Source organism: Streptomyces sp. NPDC091280, from assembly GCF_044768565.1.
Classification (GTDB): domain Bacteria; phylum Actinomycetota; class Actinomycetes; order Streptomycetales; family Streptomycetaceae; genus Streptomyces.
In genome coordinates this window covers 525,619-547,694 of sequence record NZ_JBIVUZ010000004.1, presented here as the reverse complement: position 1 = coordinate 547,694, position 22,076 = coordinate 525,619, and the positions used below count along the sequence as shown (strand labels likewise).

General features: G+C 69.0%; 13 protein-coding genes. 5 read left to right on the top strand and 8 right to left on the bottom strand.

Going from position 1 to position 22,076, the window contains the following annotated elements; genetic code table 11:
- Positions 1–113 precede the first annotated feature (113 nt).
- A complete protein-coding gene (locus tag ACIQPR_RS15705; RefSeq protein WP_403647698.1) occupies positions 114–1,940 on the top strand; it encodes an AMP-dependent synthetase/ligase in 1,827 nt (608 codons plus the stop codon).
- A gap of 12 nt (positions 1,941–1,952) precedes the next feature.
- Here the strand turns inward: ACIQPR_RS15705 and ACIQPR_RS15700 are convergent, their stop codons facing one another.
- The 4 genes from ACIQPR_RS15700 to ACIQPR_RS15685 are packed head-to-tail and all read right to left on the bottom strand — an operon-like array spanning position 1,953 to position 10,589.
- Positions 1,953–3,986 (bottom strand): PQQ-dependent sugar dehydrogenase, encoded by a 2,034-nt coding sequence (locus ACIQPR_RS15700; protein ID WP_403647695.1) that lies wholly within the window; start codon positions 3,984–3,986, stop codon positions 1,953–1,955.
- Positions 3,983–8,539, bottom strand: coding sequence for a glycosyl hydrolase family 28 protein (locus tag ACIQPR_RS15695; protein WP_403647692.1), 4,557 nt, complete (start codon positions 8,537–8,539; stop codon positions 3,983–3,985). The genes ACIQPR_RS15700 and ACIQPR_RS15695 overlap by 4 nt, the downstream gene beginning before the upstream one ends.
- Positions 8,540–8,599: 60 nt before the next feature.
- Positions 8,600–9,409: a Tat pathway signal sequence domain protein gene (locus ACIQPR_RS15690; RefSeq protein WP_403647690.1), complete on the bottom strand. Its 810-nt coding sequence runs from the start codon at positions 9,407–9,409 to the stop codon at positions 8,600–8,602.
- 4 nt (positions 9,410–9,413) lie between these two features.
- The gene (locus ACIQPR_RS15685; RefSeq protein ID WP_403647687.1) at positions 9,414–10,589 is read right to left on the bottom strand and encodes a glycoside hydrolase family 105 protein; all 1,176 of its coding nucleotides are present in this window, start codon (positions 10,587–10,589) and stop codon (positions 9,414–9,416) included.
- Positions 10,590–11,059: 470 nt separating this feature from the next.
- Between ACIQPR_RS15685 and ACIQPR_RS15680 the strand changes: the two genes are divergently transcribed.
- Positions 11,060–11,896: an aldo/keto reductase gene (locus tag ACIQPR_RS15680; RefSeq protein WP_403647684.1), complete on the top strand. Its 837-nt coding sequence runs from the start codon at positions 11,060–11,062 to the stop codon at positions 11,894–11,896.
- Positions 11,897–12,070: 174 nt separating this feature from the next.
- Entirely contained in the window at positions 12,071–12,763 is a 693-nt protein-coding gene (locus tag ACIQPR_RS15675; RefSeq protein ID WP_403647681.1) for a glycoside hydrolase family 75 protein, read from the top strand.
- Between the two features lie 94 nt (positions 12,764–12,857).
- On the opposite strand, the gene ACIQPR_RS15670 is transcribed toward ACIQPR_RS15675, so the two are convergent.
- Entirely contained in the window at positions 12,858–13,562 is a 705-nt protein-coding gene (locus ACIQPR_RS15670) for an SDR family oxidoreductase (RefSeq protein WP_403647678.1), read from the bottom strand.
- A gap of 102 nt (positions 13,563–13,664) precedes the next feature.
- Positions 13,665–14,588, bottom strand: a complete 924-nt coding sequence (locus ACIQPR_RS15665; protein WP_403647676.1) for a class I SAM-dependent methyltransferase — start codon at positions 14,586–14,588, stop codon at positions 13,665–13,667.
- Positions 14,589–14,727: 139 nt separating this feature from the next.
- On the opposite strand from ACIQPR_RS15665, the gene ACIQPR_RS15660 reads away from it, so the two are divergent.
- A complete protein-coding gene (locus ACIQPR_RS15660) occupies positions 14,728–15,513 on the top strand; it encodes a phytanoyl-CoA dioxygenase family protein (RefSeq protein ID WP_403647673.1) in 786 nt (261 codons plus the stop codon).
- Between the two features lie 55 nt (positions 15,514–15,568).
- On the opposite strand, the gene ACIQPR_RS15655 is transcribed toward ACIQPR_RS15660, so the two are convergent.
- Together ACIQPR_RS15655 and ACIQPR_RS15650 are read right to left on the bottom strand one after the other, a co-directional pair.
- Positions 15,569–17,284, bottom strand: coding sequence for a glycoside hydrolase family 6 protein (locus ACIQPR_RS15655; protein ID WP_403647670.1), 1,716 nt, complete (start codon positions 17,282–17,284; stop codon positions 15,569–15,571).
- 67 nt (positions 17,285–17,351) lie between these two features.
- Complete coding sequence (locus tag ACIQPR_RS15650) at positions 17,352–18,833, bottom strand: cellulase family glycosylhydrolase (RefSeq protein WP_403647668.1); 1,482 nt, start codon at positions 18,831–18,833, stop codon at positions 17,352–17,354.
- 277 nt (positions 18,834–19,110) lie between these two features.
- Here ACIQPR_RS15650 and ACIQPR_RS15645 point away from each other — a divergent pair, with 277 nt between their 5' ends.
- Entirely contained in the window at positions 19,111–22,029 is a 2,919-nt protein-coding gene (locus ACIQPR_RS15645) for a glycoside hydrolase family 48 protein (RefSeq protein ID WP_403647665.1), read from the top strand.
- Positions 22,030–22,076 lie beyond the last annotated feature (47 nt).

Sequence of the window (22,076 nt, the reverse complement as noted above, 5' to 3'; positions counted from 1 at the left end):
GCTGACCAGTACGAACGTGAGCAGCGCTCGCCTTCCGGCCCCCTCCCGCCCGTCCGCCCGGTGGGGTAGCTTTCACCGCGCCGAGGGGGCGTCGACGAGAGCGGGGAGCGGGTTTGCGCGAGTTCACCAACCCTCCGTCGGCGTTGGCGCCGCCGGTGGGCGGTCTGGCCGACGTCGTGTTCGAGCGTGCCCAGGACGACCCCCTGCATGTGTCGCTGGGCCGCAAGGACGAGCAGGAGGAGTGGCGGGACGTGACCGCCGCCGAGTTCCGCGACGAGGTCCTCGCCCTCGCCAAGGGCCTGCTCGCGCGGGGTGTCCGCTTCGGCGACCGGGTCGCGATCATGTCCCGCACCCGCTACGAGTGGACGCTGTTCGACTTCGCGCTGTGGACGATCGGCGCCCAGGTGGTGCCCGTGTACCCGACCTCCTCGGCCGAGCAGTGCTTCTGGATGCTGCACGACGCGCAGGTCTCGGCGGCCATGGTCGAGCACGAGGACCACGCGATGACCATCGCCACCGTCATCGACCGCCTCCCCGCGCTGCACCAGCTGTGGCAGCTCGACACGGGCGCCGTGCAGGAGCTGTACGACGCCGGCGCGCACATCGAGGACGAGGTGGTGCACCGCCACCGCCAGGCCGTCACCCCCGAGTCGACCGCGACGATCATCTACACCTCGGGCACCACGGGCAGGCCCAAGGGCTGTGTCATCTCGCACGGCAACTTCATGTACGAGGCGGACACCGTCATCGACCGCTGGGAGTCCGTCTTCCACTCGAAGAAGGGCGACGAGGCGGCGACCCTGCTGTTCCTGCCGCTGGCGCACGTCTTCGGGCGGATGGTGCAGGTCGCGGCGATCCGCGGCGGGGTCCGCTTCGGCCACCAGCCGCAGCTGAACGCCGCCGCTCTGCTGCCGGACCTGGTCGCCTTCCGGCCGACGTTCATCCTCGCCGTGCCGTACATCTTCGAGAAGGTCTTCAACGCGGCCCGCCGCAAGGCGGAGAAGGACGGCAAGTCGGGGCCGTTCGAGAAGGCCGTCGACATCGCGGTGCGCTACGCGGAGGCGATCGAGGAGAAGGCCTGGGGCATCGGGCCGGGCCCGTCCGCCGGACTGCGCATGCAGCACCAGCTGTTCGACAAGCTCGTCTACTCCAAGGTGCGGGCCGCCATGGGCGGCCGGATCCGCAACGCCATGTCCGGCGGGTCGGCCATGGACCGCCGCCTCGGACTGTTCTTCGCGGGCGCGGGGGTGCAGATCTACGAGGGCTACGGCCTCACCGAGTCGACGGCCGCGGCCACCGCCAATCCGCCCGAACGCACCCGCTACGGCACGGTCGGCCAGGCGATCCCGGGTGTCACCGTGCACATCGCGGACGACGGCGAGATCTGGCTGAACGGCGACAACGTGTTCCAGGGGTATCTCAACAACCAGAAGGCCACCGACGAGACCCTGCACGACGGCTGGCTCGCCACCGGTGACCTGGGCTCCCTCGACGAGGACGGCTATCTCACCATCACCGGGCGCAAGAAGGAGATCCTGGTGACCTCGGGCGGCAAGAGTGTCGCGCCGGGGCTCCTGGAGGAGCGGGTGCGCGACCATCCGCTGGTCTCGCAGTGCATCGTCGTCGGCAACGACCGCCCCTACATCGCCGCGCTGGTCACCCTCGACCACGAGGCCGTCGAGCACTGGCTGACGATGCGGGGCAAGCACCGTATGACTCCTGCCGAGTTGGTGCGGGACGCCGACCTGGAGACCGAGGTGCGGCGCGCGGTGGTGGCCGCCAACACCCTGGTCTCGCAGGCCGAGTCGATCCGTACCTTCCGTATCCTGGCCCAGCCCTTCACCGAGGAGCACGGTCTGCTGACCCCGTCCCTGAAGCTGAAGCGCAAGGCCATCGAGAACACCTACGCGAACGAGGTCGAGGCGCTCTACCGGGCCTGAACTCCCTTTCCCCTAGCCGATGTTGACGCGCAGGAGCTTGTCCGAACCGGCGGGCTGGTTGCCGTTGTTGTCGCAGTTGGTGGTGGACAGCCACAGCTGGTCGGCGCCGGGGACCTTGGTGACCGTGCGCAGCCGGCCGTAGGTGCCGACGTAGTACGCGGTCGGGGTGCCGACGCTCTCGGCGTCGCCGTTGATCGGGATGCGCCACAGGCGTTCGCCGCGCAGGGACGCCATGTAGACGACGTTGCGGACGATCGCGATCCCGCTGGGCGAGGCCTCGTTGACGTTCCAGGTGGCCTTCGGGTTGGTCATGCCGGCGACGCTGCACGTCCCTTCGCAGGTGGGCCAGCCGTAGTTGGCGCCCGGCTTGATGAGGTTGAGTTCGTCCTTGGAGCTGTTGCCGAACTCCGCTTCCCACAGGCGGCCGTTGCGGTCGAAGGCGAGGCCCTGCGGGTTGCGGTGCCCGTACGAGTAGACGTAGTTGCCGAACGGGTTGCCGGGGGCCGGTTTCCCGTCCGTCGTCATGCGCAGGATCTTGCCGTTGAGGGAGGTCTTGTCCTGGGCGAGGTCGGGGGTCTGGGCCTCGCCGGTGGAGACGTAGAGGTAGCCGTCGGGGCCGAAGGCGAGGCGACCGCCGTTGTGGTAGCGGTTCTTCTTGATGCCCTGGAGGAGGACGGTGTAGTCGGTGAGGGTGGTGCCGTTGTACGTCATGCGGACGACGCGGTTGCCCTCGGCGGCGGTGTGCATGAAGTAGACGTAGTGGTTGGTGGACCACTTCGGGTCGACGGCGACGCCGAGGAGGCCGCCCTCGCCGTTGGTGGTGACCGCGTTGGGCACGGTGCCGACCTGGGTGCGGGTGCCGTCCTTGGTCGTCTTCCAGACCCGGAAGTCGTCGCGCTCGGTGACAAGGGCGCTCTGTCCGTCCGGCATCCAGTAGGTGCCCCACGGGATGGTCCAGCCGGTGGAGAGCGTCGCGATAGACGAGGGGACACCGCCGTCGCCCGCGCAGGCCTTCGTGGTGAAGGTGACGGTGTTGCTCGGCGCGGAGAGATTGCCGGCCGCGTCCCGGGCCACGACGTTCAGGGTGTACGGGCTGGCGCAGGCGAGACCGGTGAGGGTGGTGGAGGTGCCGGAGGTGACCGTCTTGTAGACGGTGTCCGCGCTGCGGATGTCGTAGGCGACCACCGCGCGGTCGTCGGTGGAGGCGCCCCAGGCGAGGTCGACCGTATTCGATGTGATGTCGGCGGTCGACAATGTACCGGGCTGGGTGGGCGGGGTGGTGTCGGTGCTGGGTTTCGTCGTGCAGTCGACGACCGGGCTGGCGGGCGAGGTGTTGCCGGCCGCGTCCCGGGCGATGACGGTGAGGTCGTAGGTGGTGTTCGGGGCGAGCCCGGTGAGCGCCTTGCTCGTCGAACTCCCGGGCGCCTCACCGATCTTGTTGCCGTGCTCGTAGAGGTCGTACGCCGTGACGCCCACGTTGTCGGTCGAGGCGCCCCAGGCCAGGGTGAGGCCGTCCTCGCCGATGTCGGAGCAGCTGGGCTGGCCGGGGCGGGTGGGGGCCTGTGCGTCGGCGGCGGTGCCGACGGTGACGCGGTCGAGGTTGGGGCCGCCGTTCGCGGTGGTCGCGGTCGCCCTGATCTTGTCGGTGCCGGACGTCAACGGCACGTTCACGGTCTTCGTGGCCCACGTGTTCCAGTCGGCGGTGGCCGGGAAGGAGACGGCGGACGCGACGACCGTGCCGTTGACGGAGATGTCCATCGGGCGGTCCACGGTGGTGCCGTTGGCGTAGCGCAGGGCCAGTGACGCGGTACCGGTGGTGGTGGCGCTCACCGTGAACTCCACATAGGAACCGGTCACGTTGGTGTAGTCGACGAAGCCGGTGCCCGTGTAGCCGGTGTGGTTGGTGGCCACGGTGCCCTGGACGACGGTGGCGTCCTCGGCCTGGTAGTCGGTGCTCGCCGCGTGCGCGACGGGCCCGGTGAGCGCGGCCAGCGGCACGGCGAGGGCCAGGGAGAGGCCCCGGGCCAGGATTCTTTCGCGGTTCATGACTGTCCCCTCAGTGCTTCGTCGACCGGGTTCACCCGGATCAGGCGGGTCTCGCCGGGCCGCAGGGTCGCGCTGTACGAGTCCGCGACCGTGCCCTTGTGGGAGCCGGACCACAGGTCGGTGACATCGCCGGAGCCGGTGAAGCCGACCTGCGACCAGTTCACGGAGACCGTGGCGCTGCCGGACGTGCCGGTGTTGAACAGGGCGACCACGTAGGCGCCGTTGCTCTCGCGTTTGCTCCAGGCCTGTTTCACACCGCTGTTGACCACGCGTTTCGCGGCGACGCCGTCCTGGTCGACGCCGATGAGGCGGTCGTTGGTGAGCATCGCCTTGTCGACGGTGTCGAGGTGGGTGAGGTCGGTGCCGAGCAGCAGGGGCGAGCCCGCCATCGCCCACAGGGTGAAGTGCGAGCGCCGCTGGTCCGCCGTCAGACCCACCTGGTCGCCGTTGCCGACCTCCAGGGAGTCCAGGTCGTTCCAGCCGCCGGGACCGGCGTACGGCTGCCAGGACGCCGCGGTGTTGAAGCGCGCGGAGACGTGCGACCAGTCGGTGAGCGGGTAGCCGCTGCCGTTGGCGCCGGGTCCGCAGTAGCACTCGACGTCGCCCTGGGTGCGCCAACTGTTCGCGTACTGGCGCCAGGTGGTGGCGTCGGCGATCGGAAGGTTGTTGGAGAGCGCGAAGTTGATGGGACGGCCACTCGCCCGAAGGGCCTTGTCCCAGGCCTGGACGTCGGGGATGTCCGCGCTGCCCACGCCGTCGATCTTCAGGTAGTCGACGCCCCACGAGGCGAACTGCTTCGCCCACGAGTCGACGAACTCCTGCGCGCCGGGCTTCCCGTAGTCGATGTAGTACATGTTCTTGCAGTTGTAGTTCTTCTCCGTCTTCGACGTGTCCGCGATGTCCTTCGCGTGGTACGGGGTGCCCTCGATCGGGGTGTTCGCGGTGACCGCGTTCTTGGCGATGCCCGGGGTGACGTAGAAGCCGAACTTCAGTCCCTTGGAGTGGATGTAGTCGGCCAGCGCCTTGATCCCGGAGGGGAACTTGGCCGGGTCGACGGCCCAGCGGCCGTAGGAGTCGACGGTGAAGCCGTTGCTGTCGCACTTCTGCCAGAAGTCGTCGAGGTTGACGTACACGAAGCCGTGGTCCTTGAGGCCGCTCGCCACCAGGGCGTCGGCCTGGGCCTTGATCTTCGCCTCGGTCGGCGTGCGGCGGACGTAGCTCCAGCTGGACCAGCCCATCGCGGGGCGCGAGGACTGGCCGTTGTCCGACTTCGGGGTGAAGAGCGAGGTCGCGGGGGTCGCGTAGGAGGTGCCGATCCAGGCCTCGTCGATCCGCAGCCGCTTGTAGCGGGTGGTGTCGGTGGACGCGGCCCAGGTGGAGTCGACTTCGAGACGGACGTAGCGGGCGTTGGCCGCCGTGAGGTCAATGCCCTGGATTCCGCGGCGACTTGGCACCTCGCCGGTCTTGACCGCGCTCCCCCAGGTGGTGCCGTCGTTGCTGAGGAACACCTTGTACGCCTTGATCCGCGCGGACTGCTCGGTGTCGGAGCGCGCGTAGGCCACGGAGTCCTCGCGCTGGTTGAGGCCGATGTACTGCACCTTCTTCGAACTGCCCAGGTCGAAGGTGAGGTTGACGGGCAGGGTCTTGTCGTTGTCCCAGTAGGTGAGGTAACTCCCGTCCCCGGCGGCCGAACCCGTGTGTCCGCTCGCCGAGGCGCTCGCGCTCACGGTGACGCCGGACAGGATGCCCTGGCGGCCGGCGGTGGTGACCTTGAAGACGGTGTCGTAGGGGTCCCAGCCGCCGAGCCCGCTGAGGGTGAGCACTCCGCCGGACTGGGACCAAGAAATCGGCGCCCCGGTACGGAGGTTGGTGACGGAGGCGATGCGGTAGCCGTTGTCGCGGACGCGCAGGATGCTGGTGCTGGGCGGGGTCAGGACGTGGATGTACTGGAGGTCGGGGTCGCTGCGGCTGACGGTGGTGACGCCGTGCGCGCCGTCGTTCCAGAAGCCGGGTTTGAGGCCGCCGTACAGATAGCCGCCGCCCTCGGTGCCGTGCAGGGATTCCCAGATGGGGTCGAGGTAGGAGTTCGCGAAGTTGTTGAAGGCGGCCTGGTTGGCCGGGAACTTGCCGTTGACCTGGGCGGTCTCCGCCATCAGCGCCTTCACCGAGGAGCCCGCGTTGGTGACGAGACGGCCGAGGGTGAGCATCCGGTCGACGGCCGGGTCGGAGCCGTCGTACCACCAGGCACCGGTCGAGGGCAGCTTGAAGTCGGCTTCCGTCAGGCGGGGTTGAGCGGTGTACACGGCCTGCGGGTAGTCGTATGCGGGCGACATTCCCGTCTTCTGCTCATTGCTGATCATGTCCATGATCGGCGTGTCTTCGTTGTTGTTGCTGAGCGTGTAGTTGGGACGCTTCTGGTAGATCTGCTGGTAGAGGTCGTGGCTCTCCCAGTACGCGTTGTCGTTGTCGATCCAGAAGCCGCCGAGGTCGGGATAGCGGTCCATGACCTCGAAGAAGTTGTCGTAGCTGAACTGCCCGAAGCCGTCGCGGGTGGTCAGGTCGACGTTCTTGCCCTTGTAGGCGGAGTAGGCGGCCGAGTCGAGCCATTCGTGGCCGCCGTCCGCGTGCCACTGGGGGTCGTCGGTCATGTAGAGGATGACCTTCATGCCCTTGGCCTTCGCCGCGGTGATCAGCTCGCCGAGGAAGTCCCGCTTGGTGGAGCAGGATCCGGGGATCTTCGACGGCCAGGGGCGGGCGTAGCCGAGGCGGCTGTGGAAGGTCGCCAGTACGAGGTATTGCGTATGCAGTTTCCGGGCCTCGTTGATCCAGTAGTCGGGGGTCCAGCCGCCGTTCGTGACGTCGCTCTCCCAGGCGGTGCAGCTGGTGTGGGCCGGTGCGGTGCGCAGGCCCCAGTGCAGGAAGAGGCCGCCGACGGAGCTCCGGAGGAAGTCCTGGCGGGGGTTCTCCAGGTCGAGCGGGCGGGCGGCGGCACCGGTCGCGCGGGTGCTCGCGGTCGTGCCGACGGCTCCCGTCGCGCCGGTCGCGCAGTTCTCGGTGGACCCGGTACTGGAGACGCGGGGCGCGCCGGCGCCGGTGACGCAGTAGCCGTTCACGTCCTGGAAGCCCAGGTCGTAGGGCGAGTTGCTGCCCCGCTGGGCGGTGAAGCCGGTGAAGCGGATGCCGCTCGCCGCGTTCGCGATCACCGCAGGCCGGCCGTCGTTCGCCGCGAACTTCACCGAGCTGTCGGTGAAGCGGACGTCGTCGGCGTTGTGCAGGTACCAGCCGTAGGCCGGCCGGGTGCCGATGGCCTTCGGGTTGTAGTCCTTGGGGTCGTTGTCCGGTACGCCGGTGGCCATGGTGCCGTTGCCGCCGGGGACGGTGATGTCGACGTTCGTGAAGGTGATCCCGCTGATCCGGTGGCCGCTCTCGCCCCACAGGGTCGGGCTGAAGGAGGGGCTGGTGCCGGTGGCCGTGATGTTGTCGTACGTCACGTCGCTGATCGAACCGACGCCCGGACTGTTGCCGCAGCGCTTGCGGGTGCCGATCTTCTCCATGATCGGCGAGTGGACGCCGGTCATGGTGATGTCGCGGTAGTGGACGTCGGAGATCTTCGCGCCGTCCATGGAGACCATGCCGAGGCCGGACTTGTCGGCACCCTCGATGCGGATCTTCGCGAACTGGTAGTCGGAGAAGTCGCCGCAGGTCTCGGAGCCGAACATGAGCGCGTTGCAGCACTTGGCCGACAGATACGAATCGCTCACCCGCACATGGCCGTTGGGGAGTTTGGCGCCGAGCGCGTAGTCGCTCTTGAAGACGAGCGCGTCGTCGTTGGCCTTGATGCTGGCGTTGGTGACGGTGACGTTCGTCGTGGAGATGATGTTCCAGCCGTCGCGGTCGCTCGCGGTGTCGATGGTCAGGTGGTCGGAGGTGACGTTCGTGCAGCCGTTGATGAGCGCGGCGAAGTGGCCGCCCCGGCGCAGGGTGAGGCCGTCACCGATCCGGAGTCCGTCGCAACGGGTCAGCGACAGGATCTTGTCGGCCTGGCCCGACTTGGGGTTGCCGGTGATCAGGTTGCCGAGCCCGTCGATGACCCCGCCGCCGACGAAGCCGATGTTCGTGAGCCGGTCGCCGTAGATCATCGCGTCGTGGAAGTGGCTGTGCCCGTAGTCCTGGTACTGGTCGTTCGGGTTGGCCTCGGCGGCGTCGTAGGTGTCCGCGGACGAGCCCTGGATCGTGGCGCCGGTGTCGACCTGGAGCGTCACGTTGCTCTTCATGTGGATGGTGTTCTTGGACTTGTAGGTGCCGGCGGGGAAGCGGACCGTGCCGCCGCCGGCCGAATTGGCCGCCGTGATGGCCTTGTTGACGGCCGGGGTGTCATTGGCCGAGCCGTCGCCCTTGGCGCCGTAGTCGCGTACGTCGTAGACGGCGGCGCTACGGCCCGGCGTCGCCTCGGGTGCGGCGGCGAGGGCCGAGGGGTGGGCGAGACCGAGGACGACGGCGAACGCGAAGAACACGCTCGCCGTCCAACTCCGTTTGTACATCGGTGGTTTCATGCGGGACCGCATACGGGGCCGTATGCGGGACTTCGTGGGGGGTTTCACTGGACGGGCTCCTCAGACGAGTTGGTAGCCGCGGAGATCGGTGAGCAGGAGGTAGGTGTCCTGGAGGGATCCGGAGGTGTCGCCGAGGGAGCGGTAGATGCCCCACTTGGGGCGGACCCGGTCGGCGAGGAAGGTGTCGACGCCGGTCTTCGTCCTGTCGATCACCGTCGTGGAACCGGACTTGAGGATCCAGCGGACCGAACCGGCCGTGCCGTTGCCGACCTTGATCTGGAAGTCGACGTCGGTCCAGCGGTCGTGCAGCGCGTCGAGGCCGGTACGGCCGACCAGGACACCGGCGATCGGCAGGTTCAGCTCGATGGTCTGCGCGCCGTTCACCCGGCGCAGGGACTGCACGACGATCGGCGAGGTGCCGTTGCCGGGCTGCTTCATCTGCATGATGTGCGTGAAGGTCGTGGTCGCCTTCAGGGAGCTGGGGATGTACATCGAGTACGTGATCCGCCAGGTCTGCCCCTCGGTCCACTTGAGGTAGCCGCTGCTCCCGGTGCGCAGCCCGGTGACCTCCTGGCGCTGTCGGTCGGTCGACGTGTCACGGTCGACGGTGTGCATGGTGAAGCGCCAGTTGTTCGCGGTGGGGTAGATGTGCGGGTGCCCGGCCGGGTGCGAGTCGGCGCGGTCGTCCTCGACGGTCTCGAAGGCGCCGAGGCCGTCGCCGCTCGCGGTGGGCGCCCACTTCTGCTGCCAGGAGGCGGCCGGCGCGAGGGCGGGGGCGGCGTGCGCGGGGGTGGCGGCGGGCGGGCCGACCGCCGCGCCGGCCGCGCCGCCGAGGGCGGCTCCCAGAACCGCCCTTCTGGACGTGCTCATGACACTACTCACCTCGCAGTTGTTCGTTCATGATCAGGAAGGCGCCCAGGCCGTGGAAGTCGTTCACGGCCCGGGTGCGGCCGACGTAGTAGGCGTAGTCGCCGACGTTCGTGCCGATGGAGATGTCGCTGAGGTCGGTGCGGCCGTCGGTGCCGACCGTCAGGCGGGCGAGGACGCCCTCGTAGCCGCGCCGGGCGACCGCCGCGAAGTGCCGGTCCAGATAGCCCTGTTGGGCACCGCGCGAGAGGGCGTAGGTGAACATGCTGGAGCAGGACGTCTCGGTCCAGTTGTCGCTGCGGGCACCCTTGTCGACGACCTGGAACCAGCGGCCGGTCGCCGGGTCCTGGTACTTCTCCAGTCCGGCCGCCAACCTGCGGAAGATGGCCAGGAGTTGGGGCCTTCGCGGGTGGTCGGCGGGGAGTGCGTCGAGGACCTCGGTGACGGCCATCGCGTACCAGCCGACCGCGCGGCACCAGTGCTCCGGCGCGAGTCCGGTGGCGGGGTCGGCCCAGCTCGCGGTGCGCGATTCGTCGTAGGCGTGCTTCAACAGGCCGCCTGCCACCTGGAGATGGCTGCCGTAGACGTAGAGCTGCTTGGACGCCTCGTCGTCGGTGTAGGCGCTGTCGCCGAACTCCTTGCCGTACTCGACGAGGAACGGGTTCACCATGTAGACGCCGTCCGCCCAGAGTTGATGGGCGCGGCTGCTGTTGTCGGCGTGCCAGAAGCCGCCGTCGGCCGTGCGCGGGTAGGTGTCGAGGCGGTCGCGGATCTTCTTGGCGGCCTTGCGGTAGCGGTCCTGTCCGGTCTCGTGGTGCAGGATCACCAGGAGGCGGCCGGCCTGCATGCTGTCGAGGCTGTTGAAGGACTGGTCGATCGAGCCGTCGCTCTTCACGAAACGGTCGACGTAGCTCTTGATGTAGGCCAGGTAGCGGGCGTCGTGGGTGCGCTTGTAGGTGAGGTACTGGCCGTAGAGGTAGAGGCCGACCGGGTAGGACCAGCCGCCGATGGTGCTCGGTGTGTAGCGGGCCGTCGTGGAGTCGACCACGGCCACGGACCAGTCGGGCGCGGCGGCCGGGCGGCTCGCCGCCACCGCCGTTTCGAGCGGTGGGGCCGCTCCGGTCAGGGTGACGGTGGCGAGGGCCGCCGCGGTCAGGGCAGCTCGCAGTCGTCGGCGTCTCATGTTCCTCCCTTTCGTGGACTGTCGGCCGACCGGCCGGTGCGCGGTCTACTGACCGACCGATCAGTCGGTACGGGCGAAGAGGCACCCGACGAGGCCTTCACCACACCTTTTCATCCGATGTTTCCTGCATACGATGGACTGTCTGCGGAAATCCGGGCAGCGGTCCGCTGGTGTGCGCATACCTGCTCTCCTGCGGAGTGGGGGGTTTCGGCGTACCGACAGGCGCCAGCGTTCACATGGACGTATCGCGTTCACGGACGCGTCCGGCAGCGTGTCTCAGGGTTGCGGCACGACGGTCCGCGGTCAATGGTCCGGACCGAAAAAGGTCGGATGCGTTTCTCGCCATTCTTTCGGCCGACCGCGCCGCCTCACCGGTGGATCCGGACGGATTTCGCGGTCAGGAATGCACCACGGCACGTGATCGTTGACGATGGAGAGTACCCACCCGACGACTGAAGGATCGAGAGCTCGTGAGCAGCAAGGTCCCCCCGATCATCCTCAACAACGGTGTCGAGATGCCCCAGCTGGGCTTCGGCGTCTGGCAGGTGCCGGACGACGAGGCGGAGCGCGCGGTGGCGACGGCACTGGAGGCCGGGTACCGCAGCATCGACACGGCTGCGATCTACGGCAACGAAGAGGGCACCGGCAAGGCCATCGCCGCCTCCGGCGTCCCGCGCGAGGAACTCTTCGTCACCACCAAGCTCTGGAACTCCGACCACGGGTACGACGCCACGCTGCGCGCCTTCGACGAGTCGCTGCGCAAGCTCGGCCTGGAGTACCTGGACCTGTATCTGATCCACTGGCCGACCCCGGCCCGGGACAAGTACGTCGACAGCTACAAGGCGTTCGAGAAGCTGCACGCGGACGGCCGGGTGCGCGCCATCGGCGTCTCCAACTTCGAGCCCGACCACCTGGAGCGGCTGATCGCGCAGACCTCGGTCATCCCGGCGGTCGACCAGATCGAGCTGCACCCGCAGCTCCAGCAGCGCGCTGGGCGTGAGTACCAGGCCGAGCAGGGCATCGCGACCGAGGCCTGGTCGCCGCTCGGCTCGGGCCGGGGCCTGCTGGAGGTACCGGCGATCGTCGCCGTCGCCCAGAAGCACGGCCGCACTCCGGCCCAGATCGTGCTGCGCTGGCACATCCAGCTGGGCAATGTGGTAATCCCCAAGTCCGTGACGCCGTCGCGGATCAGGGAGAACATCGAGGTCTTCGACTTCAGCCTGGACACCGAGGACCTCGCGGCGATCAGCGCGCTCAACGAGGACCGGCGGCTGGGTCCGGACCCGTCGACGTTCAACGCGGGCTGACCGGGCGAACCGCCCGAGGCAAGCGGTACCGAGCGCCAGGAAGCGCCCCGGAGGTCAACTCCGGGGCGCTTTCGCGCACTTGGTTCGGACCAGGGTCTTGACGCGAGCATGCCTGCGGGGCCACCTTGTTGCGCACCCGGTAAGGAAACTTTCCTAACAGAAGGGTCCCCCACAGTGCGCATCCGAACACTGACCCTCGCCGCGGCCTCAGGTGCCGCACTCCTCGCCGCCGGAGTGCTCCCCGCGAGCGCCTCCGGCGCCACCCCGAAGTCCGCGCAGGAGGGCTCGGTCAGCGCGGCCTCCCTGCTCGCCAAGGTGACGTCCTGCTCGCAGATATCGAACGGCAAGTACCGTACCGACGACGAGACTTCGGCCACCGTCCCGGTCTGCGGCAAGAACGGCGCCGTGTTCTGGAAGGCCGACATGGACATCGACTGCGACGGCCAGCGCACCTCGAACTGCAACGAGAACGCCGACCCCTGGTACCAGGACGACACGGCGTTCCACCAGTCCAACGGCAAGCCCCTGAAGGCGGATTCACTGCCCTACATCGTGGTGCCCAGCTCCAGCAGCATCTGGAAGTACTCCAGCTACGGCATCAAGGGCGGCGGCGTGGTCGCCGTGATCTACAACAACAAGGTCGAGTACGCCGTCGTCGGCGACACCGGCCCCACCAACATCATCGGCGAGGCCTCCTACGCCACCGCCAAGGCCCTCGGCATCGACCCCGACCCGGCGACCGGCGGCGCCGACTCCGGCGTGACGTACATCCTGTTCAAGAACTCGACGGTCTCCCCCATCGAGAGCCACAGCGCGGCGGTCTCCCTCGGCGACCAGCTCGCCAAGCAGTTCCTGGCGAACAACTAGCGTGCGGGTGAGGCCCGTTGCCACCAGGCCCGTCGTCGCGACCGGCCGGGTCGCGGCAACGGGCCTCGCGCGGGGGCGGGTCGCGCCCGCCGCGTCAGTTGGGCTGGCCGACCGGCCGTACGACGACGGTGTTGATGTCGACGCCGGCGGGCTGGCGGATCGCCCACAGGATCGTGTCGGCGATGTGGTCGGCGGTGAGCAGCCGGCCGGGCGGCGGGCTGCCGTTGCCGTCCCAGAACGGGGTCTCCACCCGGCCCGGCGCGACCAGCGTCACGCCGATGCCGAACTCCGTGACCTCGCGCCGGGTGTTCTCGGCGAGACCGGTCATCGCCCACTTGGTGGCGCCGTAGATGTTGCCGGGTGTGTGCACGAACCCGGCGACGCTGCCGATCAGCACGATCCGGCCGTGCGTCTGTTTCAGCGCCTCGACGGAGGCGCGGATCAGGAGGGCGGGGCCGAGGACGTTGGTCAGCACCATCTCGGTCCATCCGGCCGGGTCGCCCTCGGCGACCGAGTCGTGCGTGGCGACCCCGGCGTTGGCGACGACCGCGTCGAGCCGCCCGAACTGCTTGAGCGTCGCCTCCACGGCGGCCTGCACCTGGTCGTACTCGGAGGCGCTGCCGGGGATCGTCAACAGGCCTGCGGGGTGGCCCAGTTGACCGGCGAAGGTGTGCAGCCGCTGCTCGCTGCGGCCGGTGACGGCCACCCGGCCGCCGGCGCTGAGGAGTTGTCTCGCGACGGCCGCGCCGATCCCGCTGCCGCCGCCGGTTATGAGCGCGACGTGAGAGTTGTCGTTCATGGTGGTGAGGTCCCCCCGTGGTTCGGTGAACTCCGCGTTTCCGGAGGGGCAGTTCATCATCTTGAGCACTCTCGAAGTCAAGCCGCCGAGATCAACGGCCGTTCACACCGGCCGCACCGCCGTGTGCACGGTGTGCGCGGCGAGCACGAACACATCGGCGCGCCGGTGCACACCCGCCGGGTCCAGCGGATCGACCAGGCGGTCGAGGGTGGCGCGGTCCTCGGCGTCCAGGGCGTCGCCGTAGACGTCACGGACCCGGGTCAGCCAGGACGCGGCGTAGGCGCGGGCCCGGTCCGGGGCGGGCGCGGGCAGGTCGAGGAGGAAGCTGCGGCTGCCGGTGTACTTCAGGCCCGCCGAGGTCAGGAGGGCGGACCAGTCCTCGGTCTCGGCGACGGCACCGGGCAGGTCGGCGCGCATCCGCGCGAACCAGTCGGCCTCGATCGCGTCGATCCGCGCCTCCAGTCCCGGGCGGCCGATGCCGAAGTCGCGCGGCAGGAAGCGGGAGGGCAGGCCGCCCTCCATGACGGCGAGGGTGCCGCCGGGGGCGAGCCGCCGCGCGAACGCGGCGAGACCGGCGCGCTGGTCGCCGAGGTGGTGCAGGCTGCGGCCGGCCCACAGCAGGTCGGCCGGGTACTCCAACTCGCCCAGGACATCGGGCAGTTCACCGGTCAGGGTGCCGAAGCGGTCGGCGAGGCCCAGCCGCTCGGCGCGGGTGCGGGCCCGCTCCAGGAGCGGTGCGGAGAAGTCCACCGCGACGACCCGGGCCGCCGGGAACGTCTCCGCGAACAGACAGGCGACCACACCGGGCCCGCTGCCCACGTCGACGATCAGCCCCGGGTCGGTCCGCTCCTTCGCCAGCCATGCCATGGCCCGCTCGTACAGCGGTGCGAACAGCCCCGCCTGGGTCTCCAGCAGAGGGCCCATGACGGCCCAGTCGATGTCGGTGTGTCCGTGGTCGTGGTCGCGGTCGCGGTCGTGGTCGTGTTCGTGGTGGTGTGCGTGCTTCTCGTCGTGCTCGTGCGCCATGGTGGTCAGCCTCTCGTCCGGATGCCGCCAGCCTGCGCCGACGCACCGCCGGGCGGCCACTTCCCTTGCCGAAGCGGCAAAAAGAGGGCGGCGGAAGGCGACGGAAAATGGGGTGCGGCGGGGCCGCCGGTCGTCGAGCATGCCCCGTATGGACGACGTACTGCTGGAACGCTTCCTCGAAGACGGGTTCGTGAAGATCGAGGGCGCCTTCCCGCCGCGCGTCGCCGCCGACTGCGCGCGGCTGCTGTGGCGGGAGACGGGCTACGACGCCGACGACCCCGGCACCTGGAAGGACCCCGTGGTGTGGGTGGGCGACATGGCCCACGGACCGTTCGCCGCCTCGGTCAACTCCCCTGTCCTGCATGGGGCGTTCGACCTGCTGGTGGGTGCCGGGCGCTGGCAGGCCCGGTACTCGGTGGGCAGCTTTCCGCTGCGCTTCCCGCACCCGACGGAGCCGGACGACGCCGGCTGGCACATCGAGGGCAGCTATACGGCCGAGGGCGCGGAGCACGAGTGGCCGTACGCGAATCTGCGCTCGCGCGGGCGGGCGCTGCTGATGCTGATGCTGTACTCCGAGGTCACCGAGGAGAACGCGCCGACCCGCATCCGGGTCGGCTCCCATCTCGATGTGCCCCGCGTCCTCGAACCGTACGGCGAGAGGGGCGCCTCCTCGCTGGCGCTCGGTCCGGAGGTGGCCGAGGCGTCCGCCGGGCGGCCCCTCGCGTACGCCACCGGCCGGCCCGGTGACGTCTATCTCTGCCACCCCTTCCTGGTCCACGCGGCCCAGCCCCACCACGGCGACCGGCCCCGTTTCCTGGGGCAGCCGCCGCTGCTTCCGGCCGTGCCGTACGAGTTGGACCGTTCCGACGGCGACTATTCGGCGGTGGAGTTCGCGATCCGCAGGGGCCTGTCCGGCGAGGGCTGAGCCCCGCGCCCCGGAAGGGCGCGGGGCCGTGCCGATGTACTGCCGCGGGCAGGGCCTACAGCGGCGGGTAGGCGTTGGCCATCAGCTGCTGGAACTGCGCCGAGAACCAGTGCCCGGACAGCGGGGCGTTCGCCAGCGCGCCCGACATGTTGTTGCCGTTGCGGGCGTTGCCCGTGTACGTCGGGTCGCACATCCGGTCGAAGCCCTTGCCCTCGTCGTTGGCGATGGCGGTGCTGGAGCCGTCCGACTCACCCGGCGGCTTCATCCACACATAGGCGTCGATCCCGGTCGCGGGGGCGGCCTGCGGGCGTTCGCCGAGCCCGGCGCCGGACTGGTTGCACCAGTTCCCGACCTGGATGCGGCGGTCGTAGCGTCCGCCGTCGACGTACGTGTCCACGCTGGTGGTCGCGCCCGGACCGGTCGGCCGGGCCGAGCCGCCCCAGCCGTTCCTGGAGGTGTCGATCAGCATGCCGATACCGGAGTTGAAGCCGACCGACACCAACTGGTTGCGGAAGGCCTGGGCGTACGACAGCTCGTCCACGTAGCGGTTCCAGTCGACCCACTTGGACTGGCGCACCGAGACACCGTTCACGCTGTCGTTGACGGTGAAGTTGTTCTCCTTCAGGGCACTGTAGTTGGCGGTGTTGGTGATGAAGCCGGCCACGTCGTTCACGGTCGCGCCCTCGGCGTTGGCGGCCTGGTACATGAGGGTCGCGGCGGGCGCGAAGTTGTCGTCCCAGCCGAGCCAGCCGTGGTGTCCGGCGTCGATGTAGTTGTAGACGTTGGGGATCGCGCCGAGCTTGTTCAGCGCGTAGCCGACGCCCTTCACGTAGTTGCCGTTGGCGAGCATGGTGTCGCACTGCGGGGTGGCGGTGGCCCTGCTGCCGGTGTTGGTCACCAGGTTGGGCAGCGAGTCGATCTCGATGGTGGTGACGATCCGCAGCGAGGCGTACTTGCTGTCGGCGAGGATCGCGGCGATCGGGTCGATGAACTCGCTCTCGTAGCGGCCGAGTTCGGTCGGGCCGAGTTCGCCGTTGGAGGCGAGGGCCGCGCAGTCGCGTCCGGGCAGGTCGTAGACGACGAGCTGGACTACCTCTTCGCCGCTGCCCTTCTGGGCGAGCGCCGCGTCGAGATGGGCGCGCAGGCCCATGCCGCCGCCCACTCCGTTGATCGCGGCGATGCGGTCGAGCCAGACACCGGTGGGCTGGTTGGAGATCCGGCTGCCGCCGGTCTCGGCGGCGGCCTTCGCCGACCACTCGGGGTTCACGTACACCTTGGCGCCCGCGTAGGGGTTGTCGACCCGGCCACTGGGATCGGTGCCGCCACCGCCGCCTCCCCCGCCGCTGCCGTCGTCGACGTTGCAGGTCACGCCGTCGAGGGTGAACGTGGTCGGGAGCGCGTTGGTGCCGCTGTAGGAGGCGTTGAAGCCGAAGCTGACCGAACCGCCGGTCGCCAGGCTGCCGTTGTAGGTCTCGTTGGCGGCCGTGACGGCGGTTCCGCTCTGGCTGATCTTCGCGTTCCAGCCGCTGGTGACCTGCTGGTTGCCGGCGTACGCCCACTTCACGGCCCAACTCGACTTGGCGGCCGAGTTGTTGGTGATCGTGACGGCGGCGGTGAAGCCGGTGTTCCACTGGTTCTGCACCTTGTAGTCGACGGTGCACGGGATCGCCGCGATGCCGACGTCCGCGGCGGGGGTGGCGGCGACCGCCGTCCCCGAGGCCCCGGCGACGAGCACCAAGGCAGCGAGCAACGCTGTTCTGGTACGGCTCATGAGTGCGGGTTTCCTTCTCTGCCGATGAAGTGCTTGCGGGTGCTGCGCTGTGCGGTGTGCGGGGCGCCTATCCGTCGAGGGCGCGCAGATGGTCGCGCAGCCCGATGCCGAACGCCGTCGGTGTGCCGGTGTAGTCGGAGATCAGGGACGGACCGGAGGAACAGTCCCAGGTGTTCCAGGTCCAGCCGAGGTAGGAGAGTCCGCGGTCGTCGAACCACTTCATGACCTGGTCGACGAACGCGTGCGAGCAGGTGTTCTCACCCATCTCCCCCGCTACCAGGGGCACTTGGGCCGCGACGGGGGCGAGGGTGGAGTTCCAGCAGCTCTCGCCGGCGCAGGTGTTGAAGTTGTACACGTGGTACGCGGCGACGAGATTGCCGGTCGGGTCGGTGGGCTTGTAGGCCAGCCACTGGCTGAGGTCGTTGGAGTAGGCGATCCCGCCGGCCATGATCACGTTCTTGGCTCCGGTCGACCGTACGGCGTCGACGAGATCCTGCATACCGGCGACCTCGTACCCGATGCCGGGGCAGGCGCCGCCGTCCCGCCAGCACTGCCACGCCTGGGTGGTCGTGGAGGTGGCGCGGTCCGGGTACGGCTCGTTGAACAGGTCGAACACGACGGCCTGGTCGGCCTTGAAGGTGCTGGCGACCGAGGACCAGAACGACGGGGTGTACTGCGCGTCGGGCATCGGCTTCTGGCAGGTGGCATGCACGTCGGAGCAGCCCGCCGAGTTGCCGGTGTACTGGCCGTAGGTCCAGTGCAGTTCGACGATCGGGGTCATGCCGTGCGCCTCGACCTTCGCCACCAGGTCCTTGACGGCGGCGATGTAGTTGGCGCCCGCGTACTCGGGCTTGATGTTGGAAAGGCCCAGCCAGCACTCCTCGTTGAGCGGGATGCGGACGACATCGGCCTTCCAGTCGGCGATGGCGGCGACGGCCGCGTCGTCCACCGGGCCGTCCCAGATGCCGTAGCCCTGCACGCACATGAACTCGCCGCCGGACCGGTTGACGCCCAGCAGGCGGTGGTCGGCTCCGCTCGCGTCCACGAGCTTGTTCCCCGAGACGTGCAGTGCGGGGGCGGTGCCGCCCGTCGGCGGTGAGGTCGGGGGCGGCGAGGTGGGCGGTGTCGGTTCGGCGTCGACGTTGCAGGTCGTGCCGTTGAGCTTGAACGCGGACGGTACGGCGTTGCTGCCCGACCAGGTGGCGAGGAAGCCGGCGCTCACGCTCGCGCCGGTGCCGAGCGAGCCGTTCCAGCTCTCATTGGTGGCGGTGACCGTCGTGCCGGACTGGGACCACTTGGCGTTCCAGCCCTGGGTGACCTTCTGGCCGCCGGCGAAGTCGAAGCTCAGGCTCCAACTGCTCACCGGTGCCATGTTGTTGGTGATCTGCACTGCGCCCTGGAATCCGGTGTCCCACTGGCTGGTGACCGAGTACTCCACCGTGCACGCGGGGGTGGCACCGGACGCCGTGACCACCGGGACGACCATGGCCCCGACAAGGGTGGTCGCGCCGGCCACGGCTAAAAGGATTGAACGCGGGGGGTGTCGCATGAGCGACTCCTTGCAGCTCGGGCGCGTCGTACGGACGCGTCGACTGACGGAATCGCTCCCACTGGTGTCCAGGAAGGTAGCGCCAAGTGACGGTAAAGGACAGGGGAGTCACAGACTTTCGCGGACTTTCCCGCCGCGCGCGTCCGTCGAATCTTTTCGACTCCGTAAGCACCTTGACGGCTCTCACCCCCGTCTCCACGATGGGAGCGCTCCCACTGGTTCAAGGCTTGTTGCTGCTCCGCCCCCACCCCTCCGAGCCGCAAGGAGGAACCAGCACATGCACCCCAGAAGGAGACGCCGCGTGACGCGGCGACTGTGGACCGCCGTCGTGGCGGCCCTCGCACTTCCCGTGTCGATGCTCGCGACCGGCACGACTCCCGCCCGGGCGGCCACGGTTCAGTGCAGCGTGGACTACAAGACCAACGACTGGGGCTCCGGCTTCACCGCGGATCTGACCCTCACCAACCGGGGTACGGACGCGATCGACGGCTGGACCCTGACCTACGCGTACACGGGCAACCAGAAGCTCGGCAACGGCTGGAACGGCACCTGGTCCCAGTCCGGCTCCGCGGTCACCGTGACGAACGCGTCGTACAACGGGACGATCGCCGCGGGCGCGGCCGTCTCGACCGGCGCGCAGTTCGCCTACAGCGGCACCAACACCGCGCCCACCTCGTTCGCGATCAACGGCACCGTCTGCGTCGGGGCGCATCAGCCGCCGATCACGGTGCTGACCAGCCCGAGCGCGGGCGCCGTCTACACGCAGGGGACGGCGGTGCCGCTCGCGGCGACCGCGGCGGCGGCCGACAACGCGACGATCGCCAAGGTGGAGTTCTACGACGACACGACGCTGCTCGGCACGGACACGACCGCGCCGTACGCGTTCTCGGCCACCGGATTGACCGTGGGCAGTCATTCCCTGGTGGCGAAGGCGTACGACAGCCTGGGGGCGACGGGCACCTCCGCGCCGGTCGGCATCACGGTCGCCGCGGGACCCGCGATCGTCGCCTCGCCGACCCAACTCGGCGTCCAGCAGGGGAAGTCGGGCACCTACGCGGTGTCGCTGTCCTCGCAGCCGGCGTCGAACGTGACCGTCACGACGGCCCGCGCGAGCGGCAACACCGGTCTGTCGGTCACGGGCGGCGGCTCGCTCACCTTCACACCGTCGAACTGGAGCACCGCGCAGCCGGTGACCCTCACGGCCGACGCGTCCGGCACCGGTTCGGCGTCCTTCGACTCGACGGCGACGGGTTTCACCAAGGCGACGGTCACGGCGACGGAGCTGGCGGCGGCGAACGCGTACGACGCCCGTTTCCTCGACCTCTACGGCAGGATCACCGACCCGGCGAACGGCTACTTCTCGCCCCAGGGCATCCCCTACCACTCGGTGGAGACCCTGATCGTGGAGGCGCCGGACCAGGGGCACGAGACCACGTCGGAGGCGTACAGCTATCTGCTGTGGCTCCAGGCGATGTACGGGAAGGTGACGGGCGACTGGTCGAAGTTCAACGGCGCCTGGGCGCTCATGGAGAAGTACATGATCCCCACCCACGCCGACCAGCCGACCAACTCGTTCTACAACGCCTCGAAGCCGGCGACGTACGCGCCCGAGCTGGACACTCCGAACGAGTACCCGGCGAAGCTCGACACCTCGGTGCCGGTGGGATCGGATCCGATCGCCGGTGAACTGAAGACCGCATACGGTACGGACGATGTCTACGGTATGCACTGGCTGGAGGATGTCGACAACACCTACGGCTACGGCGACACGCCGGGCGGCGGGTGCGAGGCGGGGCCGACCGCGAGCGGGCCGTCGTACATCAACACCTTCCAGCGCGGACCGCAGGAGTCCGTGTGGGAGACGGTGCCGCAGCCGACCTGCGACGCCTTCAAGTACGGCGGCAAGAACGGGTACCTGGACCTCTTCACCGGTGACTCCTCGTACGCGAAGCAGTGGAAGTACACCGACGCCCCGGACGCCGACGCGCGGGCCGTGCAGGCCGCGTACTGGGCCGACACCTGGGCCAAGGAGCAGGGCAAGGGGGCCGACGTCTCCGCGACGGTCGGCAAGGCGGCCAAGATGGGCGACTATCTGCGGTACGCGATGTACGACAAGTACTTCAAGAAGATCGGCAACTGCGTCGGGCCGTCCACCTGCCCGGCCGGCACCGGCAAGGACGCCTCGGACTACCTGCTGTCCTGGTACTACGCGTGGGGCGGCGCGAGCGACACCAGTGCGGGCTGGGCATGGCGGATCGGCTCCAGCCATGTGCACGGCGGCTACCAGAACCCCCTGGCCGCCTACGCGTTGAGTTCGTATCCGGACCTGAAGCCCAAGTCCGCGACGGGCGCGGCGGATTGGGGGACCTCGCTGACCCGGCAGCTGGAGTTCTACCGCTGGTTGCAGTCGAGCGAGGGCGCCATCGCCGGTGGGGCGACGAACAGTTGGCAGGGCCGGTACGCGAGTCCGCCGGCCGGGACGTCGACGTTCTACGGCATGTACTACGACCAGCAGCCCGTCTACCACGACCCGCCGTCCAACCAGTGGTTCGGCTTCCAGGCGTGGTCGATGGAGCGGGTCGCCGAGTACTACCAGCAGACGGGGAACGCGAGCGCGAAGGCGGTCCTCGACAAGTGGGTGGCGTGGGCGCTGTCCAAGACCACGGTCAACCCGGACGGCACCTATCTGATCCCCTCCACCCTCCAGTGGTCGGGGCAGCCCGACACCTGGAACGCGTCAAGTCCCGGTGCCAACACGGGACTTCATGTCACCGTCGCCGACTACACCAACGACGTGGGCGTGGCCGCCGCGTACGCCAAGACCCTGACGTACTACGCGGCGAGGTCCGGCAGCGCGAGCGCGAAGACCACCGCGAAGGCCCTCCTCGACGGCATGTGGAACAACTACCAGGACAGCCTGGGCATCGCCGTCCCGGAGACCCGCGCCGACTACAACCGGTTCGACGACAGCGTGTACGTGCCGAGCGGCTGGAGCGGCACGATGCCGAACGGGGACGCGGTCAACTCCGCTTCCACGTTCGCCTCGTTGAGGTCCTTCTACCAGAACGACCCGGCGTGGTCGAAGATCCAGAGCTATCTGGCGGGCGGGGCCGCGCCCGTCTTCACGTACCACCGGTTCTGGGCGCAGGCGGATGTCGCGCTCGCCATGGGGTCGTACGCGGAACTGCTCGAATAGCCGCACCCCGTCGGGCGGTTCCCTCCAGAGCGCCCCGCCTCACGGCA

Coding starts and splice junctions, on each gene's coding strand:
- ACIQPR_RS15690 (WP_403647690.1), bottom strand. CDS start 9,409: ATGAGCACGTCCAGAAGGGCGGTTCTGGGAGCCGCCCTCGGCGGCGCG.
- ACIQPR_RS15695 (WP_403647692.1), bottom strand. CDS start 8,539: ATGAAACCACCGATGTACAAACGGAGTTGGACGGCGAGCGTGTTCTTC.
- ACIQPR_RS15655 (WP_403647670.1), bottom strand. CDS start 17,284: ATGAGCCGTACCAGAACAGCGTTGCTCGCTGCCTTGGTGCTCGTCGCC.
- ACIQPR_RS15645 (WP_403647665.1), top strand. CDS start 19,111: ATGCACCCCAGAAGGAGACGCCGCGTGACGCGGCGACTGTGGACCGCC.
- ACIQPR_RS15650 (WP_403647668.1), bottom strand. CDS start 18,833: ATGCGACACCCCCCGCGTTCAATCCTTTTAGCCGTGGCCGGCGCGACC.
- ACIQPR_RS15685 (WP_403647687.1), bottom strand. CDS start 10,589: ATGAGACGCCGACGACTGCGAGCTGCCCTGACCGCGGCGGCCCTCGCC.
- ACIQPR_RS15660 (WP_403647673.1), top strand. CDS start 14,728: ATGCCCCGTATGGACGACGTACTGCTGGAACGCTTCCTCGAAGACGGG.
- ACIQPR_RS15700 (WP_403647695.1), bottom strand. CDS start 3,986: ATGAACCGCGAAAGAATCCTGGCCCGGGGCCTCTCCCTGGCCCTCGCC.
- ACIQPR_RS15665 (WP_403647676.1), bottom strand. CDS start 14,588: ATGGCGCACGAGCACGACGAGAAGCACGCACACCACCACGAACACGAC.
- ACIQPR_RS15670 (WP_403647678.1), bottom strand. CDS start 13,562: ATGAACGACAACTCTCACGTCGCGCTCATAACCGGCGGCGGCAGCGGG.